The organism is Fluviispira multicolorata (genome assembly GCF_009208585.1).
Classification (GTDB): Bacteria; Bdellovibrionota_B; Oligoflexia; order Silvanigrellales; family Silvanigrellaceae; genus Silvanigrella; species Silvanigrella multicolorata.
The window spans coordinates 1-14,799 of record NZ_WFLN01000009.1; the positions used below are offsets into that span (position 1 = coordinate 1).

General features: G+C 32.3%; 13 protein-coding genes, 2 tRNA genes and 1 rRNA gene. 9 read left to right on the plus strand and 7 right to left on the minus strand.

All coding sequences use genetic code 11. The features are described 5' to 3' along the window. The first annotated feature begins 6 nt into the window (after positions 1-6). The 8 genes from rrf (at position 7) to GCL57_RS11975 (ending at position 3,468) form a co-directional block, all read left to right on the plus strand. Positions 7-121, plus strand: a 5S ribosomal RNA gene (gene rrf, locus GCL57_RS11940). 17 nt (positions 122-138) lie between these two features. After that, a tRNA-Lys gene (locus GCL57_RS11945) sits at positions 139-214 on the plus strand. A 161-nt stretch (positions 215-375) separates the two neighbouring features. Beyond that, positions 376-633 (plus strand): large ribosomal subunit protein bL35, encoded by a 258-nt coding sequence (locus tag GCL57_RS11950; protein WP_152213585.1) that lies wholly within the window; start codon positions 376-378, stop codon positions 631-633. Positions 634-776: 143 nt separating this feature from the next. Continuing rightward, positions 777-1,136, plus strand: a complete 360-nt coding sequence (gene rplT / locus GCL57_RS11955; RefSeq protein ID WP_152213586.1) for a 50S ribosomal protein L20 — start codon at positions 777-779, stop codon at positions 1,134-1,136. 16 nt (positions 1,137-1,152) lie between these two features. Further along, positions 1,153-1,230, plus strand: a tRNA-Pro gene (locus GCL57_RS11960). A gap of 61 nt (positions 1,231-1,291) precedes the next feature. Continuing rightward, positions 1,292-1,693 (plus strand): 50S ribosomal protein L19, encoded by a 402-nt coding sequence (gene rplS, locus GCL57_RS11965; RefSeq protein ID WP_152213587.1) that lies wholly within the window; start codon positions 1,292-1,294, stop codon positions 1,691-1,693. Between the two features lie 332 nt (positions 1,694-2,025). Next, positions 2,026-2,553 (plus strand): hypothetical protein, encoded by a 528-nt coding sequence (locus tag GCL57_RS11970; RefSeq protein ID WP_152213588.1) that lies wholly within the window; start codon positions 2,026-2,028, stop codon positions 2,551-2,553. 75 nt (positions 2,554-2,628) lie between these two features. Beyond that, the gene (locus tag GCL57_RS11975) at positions 2,629-3,468 is read left to right on the plus strand and encodes an SDR family oxidoreductase (RefSeq protein ID WP_152213589.1); all 840 of its coding nucleotides are present in this window, start codon (positions 2,629-2,631) and stop codon (positions 3,466-3,468) included. Positions 3,469-3,549: 81 nt separating this feature from the next. Here the strand turns inward: GCL57_RS11975 and GCL57_RS11980 are convergent, their stop codons facing one another. The 3 genes from GCL57_RS11980 to GCL57_RS11990 form a co-directional block, all read right to left on the minus strand. Further along, positions 3,550-5,652, minus strand: a complete 2,103-nt coding sequence (locus GCL57_RS11980) for a peptidase domain-containing ABC transporter (RefSeq protein ID WP_152213590.1) — start codon at positions 5,650-5,652, stop codon at positions 3,550-3,552. Between the two features lie 236 nt (positions 5,653-5,888). Further along, positions 5,889-6,101: a hypothetical protein gene (locus GCL57_RS11985; protein WP_152213591.1), complete on the minus strand. Its 213-nt coding sequence runs from the start codon at positions 6,099-6,101 to the stop codon at positions 5,889-5,891. Positions 6,102-6,111: 10 nt separating this feature from the next. Further along, positions 6,112-7,128 (minus strand): radical SAM protein, encoded by a 1,017-nt coding sequence (locus tag GCL57_RS11990; RefSeq protein ID WP_152213592.1) that lies wholly within the window; start codon positions 7,126-7,128, stop codon positions 6,112-6,114. A gap of 441 nt (positions 7,129-7,569) precedes the next feature. Between GCL57_RS11990 and GCL57_RS15220 the strand changes: the two genes are divergently transcribed. After that, positions 7,570-7,938, plus strand: a complete 369-nt coding sequence (locus GCL57_RS15220; RefSeq protein ID WP_152213593.1) for an SdpI family protein — start codon at positions 7,570-7,572, stop codon at positions 7,936-7,938. A gap of 99 nt (positions 7,939-8,037) precedes the next feature. On the opposite strand, the gene GCL57_RS12000 is transcribed toward GCL57_RS15220, so the two are convergent. The 4 genes from GCL57_RS12000 to nuoL form a co-directional block, all read right to left on the minus strand. Further along, positions 8,038-9,525: an iron-containing alcohol dehydrogenase gene (locus GCL57_RS12000; RefSeq protein WP_152213594.1), complete on the minus strand. Its 1,488-nt coding sequence runs from the start codon at positions 9,523-9,525 to the stop codon at positions 8,038-8,040. 71 nt (positions 9,526-9,596) lie between these two features. Further along, positions 9,597-11,228 carry an NADH-quinone oxidoreductase subunit N gene (locus GCL57_RS12005; RefSeq protein ID WP_161597738.1) on the minus strand — a complete coding sequence of 544 codons (1,632 nt, stop codon included), beginning with the start codon at positions 11,226-11,228 and terminating at the stop codon, positions 9,597-9,599. Continuing rightward, positions 11,228-12,826 (minus strand): complex I subunit 4 family protein, encoded by a 1,599-nt coding sequence (locus tag GCL57_RS12010; RefSeq protein WP_152213596.1) that lies wholly within the window; start codon positions 12,824-12,826, stop codon positions 11,228-11,230. Before GCL57_RS12010 ends, GCL57_RS12005 begins: the two co-directional genes overlap by 1 nt. A gap of 17 nt (positions 12,827-12,843) precedes the next feature. Then, entirely contained in the window at positions 12,844-14,799 is a 1,956-nt protein-coding gene (gene nuoL, locus GCL57_RS12015; protein ID WP_152213597.1) for an NADH-quinone oxidoreductase subunit L, read from the minus strand.

Below are 14,799 nucleotides of genomic sequence, written 5' to 3' on the forward strand. Positions count from 1 at the left end.
CGTTTTGGCTGTGCTGATTGCGACGGGGAAATACCGGATCCCATTCCGAACTCCGAAGTCAAGCCCGTCTGCGGCAATGGTACTGCACTCTTAAGTGTGGGAGAGTAGCTCTGTGCAGCCTTTATTTTTTTCTTTAGTGGGTTCGTAGCTCAGTCGGTAGAGCATTTGCCTTTTAAGCAAGTGGTCCCCGGTTCGAATCCGGGCGGACCCACCACTAATAACAACCCAAAAAAGAGCATTCTTTTTTGGGTTTTTTTATATCTAAAAATCTCCCTATCTTACCTAGATCTTTTTAAAATAAAGGTTGATTTTATTTAGGGCAGTGTTATAAGAATTTTCTGTTTTTTGTCTGTTCTAAGTTGAAGGGTTAATCACATGGCAAAGTCCAAAGCTAAGATAAAAGCCAAAATTGCTAAGTCCAAAGGGAAAGTTAGCAAGGCGATAAAGACTAAAAGAGCTGCAGCTAAACGTTATAAGTTAACTGCAACAGGTCTTGTTAAAGTTCCTCACGTAGGAAAGCAACACAAAGCCACATCAAAGAACCGTAGCCGTAAAACTCGCTTGAAAAAGCTTAAAATTATGCGTGCTGAAAGTACAAGATTGGTTTCCCGTTGCTTACCAAACGGTTTATAAGATAAACTTTTTTACGTAGTTTTTATAATAAAAACTTTAGTATAAAAAGTTTATTGTTCGTTAAGTTTGTTTTTAAACAGGTGAATGGCCACTAAAGGTTGTTGAATCACTCAACAGCGCCATCATTCTAGGGGGTATATACTATGGCTCGTGCAAAACGTGGCTTTAAACTTCGTCGTCGTCATAAAAGAGTCCTTAAGTTAGCTAAGGGCTATCGTGGAACTCGTAGCAGACTTTATCGTACTGCTATCCAAATCGTTCGTAGAGCACTTTGCTATGCATACCGTGACCGTAAGGTTAGAAAACGTGATTTCCGCGCACTCTGGATCCAACGTATTAACGCTGCATCAAGAGCTCACGGCTTGCCATATAGCAAGTTCATGAACGGCCTTAAAAAAGCAAGCATCACTCTCGATCGTAAACAACTTTCAGACATTGCTATTCATGATGATGCAGTTTTTGCAGTACTTGTGCAAAAATCAAAAGCAGCTTTAACTAAGTAATAAATTTTATTTGACTCGGAGCGTAGCGCAGCCTGGCTAGCGCACTTGCTTGGGGTGCAAGAGGTCGCAGGTTCAAGTCCTGTCGCTCCGACCATTTTTTGACTTTTTTTAGAGAATCCGATTTTAGGCAATTCTCGCTATAGGTGGATTAGTATATGAAGCATCCTATTCTTAAATCTTTTGAATCAAAGTACATGCGTGCAAAAGCATTGCCAAACTTTAAGGCAGGCGATACTGTATGCGTTTGGGTTAAAATCCAAGAAGGTACTGAAAAAGACGGAACTCCAAAATACCGTTTGCAGTCTTTTGAAGGGACAGTTATTCGCTACCGTAAAGGTACAACGAATTCTACTTTCCTCGTTCGTAAAATGTCAGCTGGCGCTATTGGTGTTGAGCGTAACTTCTTTGCTCATTCTCCTCTTATTGACCATGTTGATATTAAAGTTCGTGGTAAAGTTCGTCGTTCAAGAATTTACTACATTCGTAAACTTCGTGGTAAAGCAGCTCGTATTTCTAGCCGCTATGTTTCTGCAGAAGAACTTAAAGCTTCAATGTAATAAGTTTTGGTAGTATTTTCTAAATATTGAGACAAAAACAGTTTAAAGGGTATGAATTTAAAAATTTCATACCCTTTTTTATGGAAAATAATGTTTTATAAATATGACTTTTTTTCAGCCAATTTAAGTAAAAATTCCTCGCTATAATATATTAAAAATAATAATAAAAAAATTTTTGTGACTGAAAATACTTTATTTATTTCTAAAATCGACTTATTTTAATGCGTTATTTATCTATGAATTTAATGGGTAACTTTTTAAATATATGAATATATTAGGTATTAGGATTTGGCATAGAACTTGCACTACCTGACATAATGGAGATGAATTTGATGTTTCCATTTCTTATTAATTACTGTATGTCAGAGGTAAAAATGATTAGCGAGTATTTAAATGATTCAAAGTATAAAGCAAATGATGAAAATATAGAGTTAGCTAAAAAGATAAAATTGATTAGAAGAAAATTAAGGAGTGGAGAGCGTTTTACTAAAATGCAGGACACGTTAATTTTAGCTCTCAATGAAGTAGCATCATCTCCATATGTAGCACGCCGTTGGGTAAAATTATGTCTTTCATATGTCGAATTTGTTTCACCAATTGAATCCTCCAAAGAGCCTGGTAGATTGATGGTTGTCCTTTCTAATCATCCCTATGGTTTAAGCCGTGATAACCTGCTCGCTGAATTTTATGAAGGATATGAAAATGCATCCTCTAAGCGTCAAGATAGTTTGCGCGTCTGTCTTGAAAAAGTTATACAAAGAGCAAGGTCAATATTTATAAAATATGATTTAACAATATTATATTGTAAAATAAATAAGAAATATCTTGTTTCTCCTATTTTTAATAGAGCTATAAAATAACAGTGATTTAGATTTTCTTTAATTGTATTCTCCTTTATAGTGATGCAAATAAGTAAACTATCTAAGGAGATTATTATGTTTGCAGAGAATCTATTAAGAGGAAAAAAAATACTGGTTACAGGCGGAGGAACTGGACTTGGTAAAAGTATGTCAGAGCGTTTTTTATCGCTGGGTGCAAAAGTTGTAATATGTGGAAGAAGAGAAGAAGTATTAAAAGAAACATGTAAAGAATTTAATGATAAATTAGAAAATGAAATGGCTTTTTATAAAGTTTGTGACGTGAAAGATGCTTCCTCAGTTGAAAATATGATTGAAACTCTATTTTCTGAAGGAACTCTAGACATTCTTGTAAATAATGCTGCAGGAAATTTTATATCTCGTACTGAAGATTTATCTCCAAGAGCCATAGATGCAGTCTTAAATATTGTTCTGCATGGTACAAGCTATGTAACATTAGCCTGCGGTAAGCGTTGGTTAAAAACCAATCATAAAGCAGCTGTTTTAAATATTGTTACAACTTATGCAACAACGGGTTCTGCGTATGTTGTTCCTTCTGCAATGGCAAAAGCTGGGGTTTTAGCTATGACTCGAAGCCTAGCAGTAGAATGGGGTGGAAAAGGAATACGAATGAATGCAATTGCCCCTGGCCCATTCCCAACTAAAGGAGCTTGGGAAAGACTTGTGCCCAGTGCAGATCTTGGCGCGCAACTCGAAGCAAAAAATCCATTAGGACGTGCAGGCGAACATATAGAATTGGCAAATTTAGCTTCTTATTTGGTTTCTGATTATGCAGGCTTTATTAATGGTGAAGTTGTAACTATTGATGGTGGAGAATGGTTACAAGGTGCGGGAGAGTTTAATTTTCTTAAAGCAATGAAAGCAGAAGACTGGGAAATGATGAAGCCTAAAAAATAATTTTTTTAGGCTTATTTATTTTGTAATAGTTTTAATTTCAGCTGATAGTAAAGTTGAATTATACCATATATAGACTTAATTTTAATATCCTCTAAATTCTTGTAAATGAATAATTTTTTCACATATATTTAAAGTTTCTTTCCTGTGTGCAATAATAAGGCATGTTATATTCAATGTTTTAAGTTCCGCATTTATTTTCTCTTCAAGTAAAGGATCTAAATGACTGCTTGACTCATCTAATACCAATAATTCTGGCTCTCTATACAAAGCTCTTGCAAGCATCACTCTCTGTTTTTGGCCTCCTGACAGGATGGAACCCATATCTCCAATAAGGGTATCAATACCGAGCGGAAATTTTAAAATTTCTTCATATACACAAGCTTTCTTTAAACACTCAATAGCAAAATTAATTTTTTTATTACTAGAAAATAAAGTGACATTATCTACAATACTACCAGAAAACAACGTATCATTTTGCATCACAGCACCAATTTTTTTTCTAAATATATGAATATTATCAATAGAAATTTGAACTCCATTTAAAAATATTTCTCCTTCAAAAGGTATTAATGAAAGTATAATTTTTACTAAAGTAGATTTCCCACAACCTGAAGGAGCGCTTATTCCTATACGTTCGCCCTTTCTAATGGTAAAGCTTATATTCTTAAATAAATACCCATCGCATCCATCATAAACATAGCTTATGTTTCTTAACTCGAGCGATTCAAAAGAATTTTGAAGTGCACAAATAGATGAATTCAATAAATCATTATTTTGAGATATTTTTTTTTCTTCTTGTTCATGTAAAACATCTATTAATCGAGCTTTATGAAGATTAAATATTTTTAAATTTAAATATGTATCAATAAGACTATAAAGGGAATTAGAAAAAAGAGCTTTATAAGTAATAAAAGCATATAAAGAACCGATAGTAATAACTTGATTTCTAATTAAATTAACCCCTAGAAAAATAATTAAAATTTGTTCTGCATTTGAAGTTATTGATTTTAAAACAAAAAAATATATATTCATTTTACTCGATATAGCATTTGCATTTAAAAAATCAACGTACTTATTCTCGATTTTTTCTTCAAATATTTTTTCACAATTAAAAATCTTTATAGATTGAATTCCATTAATTGTTTCAAGAATACTTGAATTATATAAACCTTTCATCAAAATTGATTGATCTTGTTTTTCTAAATATGAATTATAGGTTTTAAACCGTATAATGATATAAAATAAAGATGAAAAAATGACAATTAAAGAAAGATATGCATTATAATAAAATAAAAAGAAAGTGACAATGACAAACAAAAATATTTCAACAAGACCTTCTACTAAAATATCTGCCACAAGTTGACGAACTCTGTCAATAGATTCAAACTTTGATATTATATCGCCCGTATATCTCTTCTGAAAAAAACTTAAATTTAGCTTAAATATATGAGATAAAAAATACTTTGAAAAAAAATAGTTAAAAAAAACACCAATATTAATTACTGAATTCTTTTTTAAAACAAATAATCCAATTTCAAGAAATTTTACCCCTAAAAAACAAAATACAAGATATTCAAGCAATGAAGGATTATATTTTGAGTTTAATGAATCAATTATTTTTTGCATATAAACAGGAGTATATAGAAGTAATAATTGAGAAAGTAATCCAAAAATAAAGGATACAAAAATAAATTTTTTATAATTATATTTATCTTTTATTTTAGAAATAATGCTTATTTCTTTCAATTTTTCAATTTTTATACTACTGTTATATTCCTCTATTGCTAAAATAACTCCAGTGAAACTATCAGAAAAATTGTTTAATGTAATTTCTTTCTTTCCAAATGCAGGATCATAGACATATACATAATTTTTATCGACTGCAGATAATATAATAAAATGATTAAATTCCCAATGTGCAATAACAGGAAATTTTAAAGTTTTAAGATGCTCCATTTCAATCCGTAAAACTTTTCCTTTATATCCTAATATATTAAGGATATTTACAATATTTTTTAATGACATACCAGTTATGGGAACCGGAAATTTATGCCTTAATTGAGTTAATGAAATATATTTATTATAATAACTTGTTATCATAGAAATACAAGCTAAACCACATTCAGATATTTCATTTTGTAAGACAAGCTTTATTTTCGGTTTTTTTACAAATAATTTTTTCATAAGAAATAAGTAATATCAAAAAATCTTACCGATATTGCAAAAATAAAAAAGATAATTGCTAAGAAAAAAATTACTAAAAATAGTATATTTGATTCTTGCTTAATGAGAAGGCTCTTCTTTTTAAATTTCCCTATATTATTTATTGCTGCAGAACGAAATAGTTTAAAATCTTTCATTTTTTATTCTTATGGTGAATATAATTTTTATTTACATTAAAAAAAATTATTGACTTCATATTATTTATCATCTTCTTTACAGCTATTATTTGTGCAATTTCCATTTTTTCCACAGCAACCAAAGTCTGTAAGATCACAATCGGAATCTTCAGTACCACTGTCACCTTCTTTTTGAGCATTACCTGCAAAAATAGTTTCAAAAATTTCGATTGGAAGTATAATACGTCCAAAATCATCATAAACTATTTTCTCTTTGCAGTTATTTTCATCCATGATATTCACCTTAATTTGGGATAAATGAATCATTATTTTTACTTAATTTAGGTAAGTTAGACAGGGGGCAGTGGAGAATATTTTTATCACCGCTAAATAAGCCTCGTGTCCATAATGATATTTTTTCTGAATCTAGCTTTAGTTTTCCATCTTCTTGAATGAGTCCAACTCTATTTCTATCATCACTAAATAAAACAGTGCACTTAGCAACACTGCCATCCGCTTTTATAACTAAGCTATTCGCTTTTGAAGCATAACAAACATAAAAAGGATTGTTTTCAACAATTTTTGAACTTTCAGATGGTTGAACTTTTTGATAAAGAGAATCGATAATTATTTTTTTATTTTCATGACTTAATGTTTTAAATTTTCCACTATTTTTACCTCCTAAATTTTCAATTGCTTTAAAAAAAATTTGAAAGCGATTATCACTTAAAAAGTCTTCTTTTAACATTTTCAAAAATTCATCTAGTTTGTCAAAATTTTCTGGAGTTATGTGAACTCTTAGTGTGATATTAAAATCTAATTGACTTTCTTTTAAAGTATATAAATTTGCCATAATAGCACTATAGGATCCTTTTTTTGAGATTTGTATTCTACTTTTATCATGAATTAGCTGGGGGCCATCTAAAGTTATTTGATAGTATTTGCAGCCAAAGTTTACTAATTTTTCAGCAACATCTTTTTTTAATAGGAAAGAATTTGTCGTCATTCCACAAGTGAATTTAATATGTTTATTTTCGAATAGTAAATTATTTATATGCTTAAGTATGTCATAAATAATATCTTTTGCTAATAGAGGCTCTCCACCAAACCATTCTAAACCAAAAGACTTCAATTCGGGCATACGGTTGCTTATAAGATTTTTAATACCCTGAACCGTTTTTTCTTTCATTCTTCCAATTTTGAAATCTTCATAGCAATATGTACATCTAAAATTGCACTGTTCAGTAGGCATTAATATAATGCTAAAATGTTTGTTATTTAAACAATTATAAAGTATTCTAGGGTCAATGAGATCATCCATTTTTTTCCCCAAGGTTTATAATATAGATTGATACCTTATTTACATTATTAAAAGAAAATGTCAAATAATGTTTTACTAACCCATGGTATTTTTGTAGATAGTAAATAAAATTTATTTTTTGGTAAGTTTCCTGAAAAAGTTTCGATTGCTAAGTCTAATACAAATGAGAAACATGCTGAGGACAATAATAGCAGATCAATTTTGGTCATGGCAAGGACTAAAGTTAAAGGAATTTAAAATTCACTTTCATATAGTGTAAGGATATTTTTAAAAGTTATGCTTGACATTTTATCTTTTAAATTTTAAATATGATATCTATTTATAGAATTATTATAAGAAAGCTATAAGAATAAATATATTATTTATGTATCATTGGAGAAAAAATAATTAATGTCAAGAAAAAACCATGCCATGGGCATGAAGAATTTTTAAAGATTTATTATGAAAATTGAGATTTATTTAGATAATATTGTATATTTTTTTTCATACATTATAATTGGCCTCATTTTTTATACAATAAGAAATTGTGAGCCTAATAATTACTGTGGCTATAGAACAAAGATTTCATTTGAGTCGAAAAAAAATTGGAAAATATTAAATCTTTATTGTTGTAAATACTCATTAATTATGTTGCATATTTTTAATTTATTAAATATTATTAATGCAATATTAAAGTATTTTTTGGATGTTAATAGTCAAAATGAAAATATAATATTGCTTTCAACGATTTTATTATCTTCCTCATTATTAATAGGATTTCTTATAGTTATTTTATACATGAAGAAGATAGAAAAAAGAATAAAAAAATAATTTTATATTAATAGATTATTTTCAAATTTTCACTAGGGTTATTTTATAAAACTGCATGATTTTCATTTTAACTCAGACTCAAATTCTCTTTTAAAATATTTAAATTGCACCCACTGTGCAAGTGTCTTCACCAAGCCAAAAAATAAAATCTGCAATACAAAAGCGTGAACGAATAAAAGGTGAAAAGCGCAGAGCCCAACGATATTCAAGTGCAGTTGTGTTTGGAGTGGTTGCTTCTGGAAAGGTTGGTAAGCATGCTAACTCAAGAAGCTCCTGCATTTCGTTGGAACGTATTGTCAATTTTTTTAAATATTCTTTTATAACTGGCCATTCATTAATAAATATTGAAAAGGTTTCTTTTGAAATATCCCATTTTGAACTTTTAATCAGATAATCCTTAATAAATATTTCTTTTGCTGAATTTAATGTGTCAGCACTTTGGGCTTCAAATAGTTTCCTTTCAGAATCTAAATATTTCTCTTCTTCTCGGCCAAAAAAAGGCGCAGAGTTAAAAAAATGATTTATAATTTGTCGAGTGTCTTTTTCAGACATACTACGCATTTTCTTGAGGTCAAACTTTTCAATTTCAAAAATCCAATCAAAACTCATTGCACTGGTTAAGGAAGCTAAAGCAACTTGTTCGCCATGTAAAACTAAGGGTCTATTAGAAATCAGTCGCAAGAAATCCAGTCCGTGACTGATAACATGTTCATAACCGCTAAGGGGAGTGGTTTCTCCTGATAGAGACATTGCTATTCCGGCCATTGCAAGGGTTGCAGCCGAAATTTCTGAAGCACTTTGAGAAAGATTTTCTTTGCCAAATTCTTTAGCTATTTGTTTAATCGGCTCTGCATATGCATCCATAAGTCGAAAAGCAAGTTCATCGTATTTTTCGGAGATCCCCAGTTTATAACCTAAATACCAATCACCATATGCGACAAAACGTGCAAGAAGATCTCCATATCCTGCACGAGAGAGTTGCATAGGAGCTGCTTGCAAGAGAGATTCTATCCAAAAAGTTGCATAAATTAATTTTGATGGGCGCGTTCTTTTTGCGCCTGAAATATCAACAACTGAAAAAGAAGAAGTGAATGCAGTGACCGTCATTGCAGTTGGAATTGAAATAAAAATAGCATTTGGATTACTTATGAATAAAGCATGCTTTAAAAGGTCAGTAATTGTTCCACTGCCAAGGGCTATAAATATATTGCAACTTTCTTCATTTTGAATGAGTTCAGATGTTTTTTTTAGATACTCTTCTGAAGCATGAATGTCTAATGAGTTTACTTGGCATTCAAAAGAGAGATTTTTTACGGTAACAATGAAGTTTTCACTTAGAATTTCTATAATTTTATCTATTATATTTTCAGAAGAGTTTAAAGCAGATTTTTTAAAAACACCGTCATGTAAAATAAAAATTTTATTTTTTTTAGATTGGTCCAAACTTACTTTTAATGTTTGAAAAAAATAGCTATTAAAATCAGAAAATTCTTTACAGTAAAATTGTTTAGGAATATTTGGATTTGCTAAATAATCTATTTTTTCATTTTCAAAAGTCTTAATTAATTTTTCAAACCAAATACTCATAATTTAAAGTTCCTCATAAAGAAAAAGCCTTGCAAAGCAAGGCTTAATTTGTCAGATTTTTACAATAATTACTAGCGTGGATAGTGAGTAACTGTATTATCTGCTTGAGTTTGCTCGGTCATTACTTCTGCAGTGTTAACTATACGTAAGTTTTTTTCGGTTGCTTGTGTGTAATTAAGGTTAATTGCCCAGCGAGGGCCAAATATACCAATAAACAAAGAAGCAATTACCGCTATAAGACACATGGTTAACATTCCTGAATTTGTTTCAGAATTTTGGTTGATCTGTGCCGAATAACGAGTGGCAGGTTTAAACCACATTTCAACCATAACAGAAAGATAATAATAAAGTGACAAACAACTAAAGACTACAAGAATAATAGAAAGGCCAATTAGTCCTTGATTGACAGCAGAAAGTAATAAGAAAAACTTTCCAAAAAAACCAGCTACGGGTGGAATACCAGCAAAGCCAAATAGGAAAATAGTGAGTGCAAAGGCTGCAAATGGTTTTTTAGAGCCCATTCCAGCAAGTTCTTCTTTAAGAAGATCTTCTCTATTATTGTCTTCAAACCAAGCAATGACAGTAAATGCTCCCATGCTTAATACGGCATAAATAACAGCATAGGACATAAGGGATTGTTTAGCTTCTAAGCTTGTTGGATTAGATGCTAATGATGCAAAAGCAAGACAGAAATATCCTGCATTAGCAACTGAAGAATAAGCAAGCATACGTTTAAGGCTGTTGTGAACAAGACCAAAAAGTGAACCAACAACAATAGAAAATGCTCCTAAGATCCAGAACATGGCAACTAAACCAGTGTGATTTCCTTCGCCAAGACTTGTGCTTAAAATTCTCATAAAAACAATAGCAATACTGAATTTTACTAATGATGCCATGAAGCCAGTTAAATGAGAATTTGCTCCTTGGTAAACATCGGGAGCCCAAGAGTGAAAAGGAGCAATTGCAAGTTTAAAGGAGAGACCGCAAAATAATAGGAGAACGCCTAGCAATGAAAAAGGATGTTCAATTGAAATATTTAACTGTCTAAAATCTGAAAAACGTACTGTACCAATACTTGCATAAATAAGGGCTGCACCCATTAATATAATTGCAGATGCGGCAGCGCCAAGGATAAAGTATTTAATTGCCGCTTCCATACCTTGAAAGCTTTTTCTTTGATAGCCAACAAGTACGTATAAAGAAATACTTGTAAGTTCAAGACCAATAAAAAATCCTAAAAATTCTCCTGCAGCACACATTATCATGAGTCCAGCAGAGGACATTAATAATAAAGAAATTAGTTCAGAACGTAACAATTGTTTGCCAATTGTTGTCATTGAACTTGCCATTAAAGTAAATAAAGTACCAATAGCAATAACTGTAAAAGAAATTGTCGAGATTTCATCAATTAAAACTCCGCTGCCAAGAAAAGCAGTTGGAGTTTCAACTTTTAAAATGATTGAAAGTGCTGCAGAAGCAAAGCAAATAAAAACTGCAACATACCATGAAGGGTAACAAGGTTTTTCAGGGGCTGTTTTAAAGACGCCTAATATCATTGTAGTGAGTGCACCAATTAGAAGGAGTAAAATAGGTGCCGCAAGCAAATAAAAAGCAGGTTGAGGTAAAATATCATTCCATAGACGATTTTGAACCGCTTCCTTAACGACTTCTTGGAGTCGAGACATCATGAAATTTGACGACATCATTTTACTCCTTGCTTAAATTCAGAAGAAAATTTACTTATTGGCATAAGAATTCCATTATGTGTATTAGCAAGTTCGGAAGAGTATGCTGATTTATTTTTAATACTTCTTTCGATATTAACAAGAGTTGGCTTTGTGTGATCAAGAATTCCAGCTGATGCAAAACCTAAGACAAAAATAAGTATGGATAATACTGTTAATTGAAATACTTCATGTTTATGCATGCCAATAATTTTTTTATTCTCTTCTTTTGTAAGTGGTCCAAAAAGAATTTTATAAGTGGCCCATAAAATATAGACAGCTCCAAATATGACTCCAAGTGTTGCAAGAGATCCTAAAACAGGATTTGCTTGGAATGAACCAATTAAAATGAGCCATTCTCCAATAAAACTTCCTGTACTTGGGAGTGCGACTGAACCCATTGCAGCAATGACAAAGAAAAATGCATACCAAGGTAACACTTTTGCAATGCCACCAAAGTCATCAAGTTCAAAGGATCCTCTTCGTTCATACAAAATATTAAATAAAATAAAGAGAGCGCCCGCTGTAATTGCGTGATTCAGCATTTGATAAAGAGAGCCTTGCAATCCTATCGTATTTAAAGAGAAAATACCTATGACAATAAAACCAAGGTGACTTAGTGAAGAAAATGCCATAATTCGGCGAATATTTGTTTGTTTCCAAGCAATAAGTGCGCCATAAAGAATGCCAATAACTGCAAGAATCATAATTGGTTTTGCAAAGTAAATTGCTGCACTTGGAAACAAGCAAAGACTGAAGCGAATTAGACCATATGTTGCAAGCTTTAAAATAACGCCTGACATTAAAGTGTAAGTTGCGGGTGCCTGTTCGTATGTGTCTGGTAGCCATGTATGGAAAGGAAATATAGGAACTTTAATTCCAAATGCTAAAGTAACTGCTAAAAAGAGCCACATTTGAGTATTAAATGGTAATGCTGCGGCTGTTACATAAAGATCCAAAATATTTGAAGAGTACACTCCTCCATTTGCATTGGCGTGTGCGAAATACAAATAAATCAGAGCAACCAGCATAAGTAAACTGCCAATAACCCCATAAATAAACAATTTTAAAGTAGCATAGATGCGATCTTTTCCACCCCAAATACCAATCATAAAATAAACAGGTATGAGGCTAAGTTCCCAAAAAACATAAAAGAGAACTACATCGACTGAAACAAATACACCGATTATTGCTGACTCAAGTAATAAAAATAGAGCAAGAAAGCCTTTTACTTTTGTTTTAAGTGAAGTGTATGTAGTCATCATGACGATTGCGCAAAAAATTGTAGATAAAAGAACAAGAATTAAATTAATTCCGTCGACACCCACAATGTATTTAATTCCTGTGGATTTTGGTAGCCAAGTTTCAATTTGTGAAAATTGAAATTGAGCAGTATTTGGAACGAAATGTGCCAATAAATGAAGTGAAAAAATGAGTTCAAGAACTGTGGCACCCATAGCAATATGTCTATGAATACGGGAATCGTCTTTCCCTGGTATCATTAATATTAGCAATGCTGCTAAAACTGGAAAAACTATGAGCAGGGATAAAATCCACTGCGAAATTTCATCGATCATTGTATCCTCTCACCTGCTCAAAGAAATAGAATTAAACCAAAAACAAAAACACCAACATAGATGAACTTGAGGTAATTTCTTGCCATACCTGACTGAGCATCGCTTGCAACACTTGTGCCAGTATATAGAGTTTCTGGGATGCCATTTACTACGCCATCAATAACTTTTCGATCAATAATTCTAAAAAGAAATTTTCCAAAATGGGCGAGTGGTTGGTAAATAATGAGATTGTAAAGTTTATCAACACGCCATTTGTCTCTTACTAAGCGGTAAAATCCACCAAATGCATTTGCAAATCTCTCTCCACCTTGAGGACCATTTTTGTAGACTGTTACTGCGAAAATTGCCCCAACAAAAACGATAGCCACAGATGCGGCCATGAGACCAAATTCCATTGAATGACTGAGGTGATTTGTATGAATGCCGCTTGATTTTAATATATCCTGAGCCTGTAAGAGGACGGGAGAAAGAAATCTTGTGATAAAATCTTCGTGACCTGTAAAAACTTCAGGAATTGCGATGAGTCCACCTAGCGCGGAAAAAACTGCAAGTATAATAAGAGGAATTGTAATTACAAAGTTTGTTTCATGAATGTGCTCTGGATGCTCTGCTCTTGATTGGCCAAAAAAGACGAGCCATGTGAGGCGGAGCATATAAAATGCAGTGAATCCTGCAGTAATCCAACCGACGAACCATAGTATTGGATTGCCAAAAGGACCTGACCAAGCTGCCGCAAGAATTGCATCCTTTGAAAAGAATCCTGAAAATCCAGGGAACCCGATTATAGCAAGAGTTGCAATTATAAATGTTATACTTGTAATAGGCATTTTTTTGAAAAGGCCGCCCATTTTACGAATGTCTTGTTCGTGATGCATTGCGTGAATAACGCTACCAGCTCCTAAAAAGAGGCAAGCTTTAAAAAATGCGTGGGTAATAACGTGAGAGACTCCATATTGAAATGCTCCCACACCGCAGGCAAGTACCATGTAACCAAGTTGGCTACAGGTTGAATAGGCGAGTACTTTCTTAATATCTGTCTGTGCAAAACCAATAGTAGCAGATAGGATTGCTGTTGCAGCACCTATAATAGCTATTGTTGTCATAACAGTTGGACTTAAAACAAGAACAAAGCTCATTCTGTTCATGAGATAAATACCAGAAGTTACCATTGTTGCGGCATGGATGAGTGCAGAGACAGGCGTAGGACCGGCCATTGCATCGGGAAGCCAAGTGTAAAGAGGAATTTGTGCGGATTTACCAGCAACACCAAGTAAAAGGCACAGACCAATTAATGTGATTTCAATTGAATGATCAATAAAAAACGTTTGTGGTGTTGCAGCAATAACACTTGCAAGCTCACTGTAATTAATTGTTTTGAAAAGCATGTAGCAAAAAAACATTGCAATTAAAAATCCAGCATCTCCAACTCTATTAGCAATAAATGCTTTAATAGCAGCCATTGAGTTTGCAGTGTCTTCATACCAATAACCAATTAACAGATAAGAGCAAACTCCCACACCTTCCCAGCCTAAAAAAGTAACAAGCATATTTGAGCCAAGAACGAGTAAAAGCATGGAGACAATAAATAAGTTTAAATAAACAAAAAAGCGGTACGGATTTTTTTCGTGATGCATATATTCACCTGAATATAGGTGAATAAGTGTCCCAACACCAGTAATAACCAGTAAAAATAATCCTGAAAGTCTGTCAGCTGTTAGCGCAAATGAAATATTAAATTCTTTACCATTAATTAACGGAACAGAAATCCAGTCAAATAATTCTGTAATAACTGGAGTTCCTGCTGTTATTGATCCAAAAAATAATATGAGTGATAATATGAATGGAATTGCCACGGCAAGTGTGGCTGTTAAACAGACAACAACAACACTTGTTTTTCTCAATACAAAAGCATTTAATAATGCGCCGATAAGAGGAAATAATACAATAAGTGCAAGTATAATTTGATTGTTCAT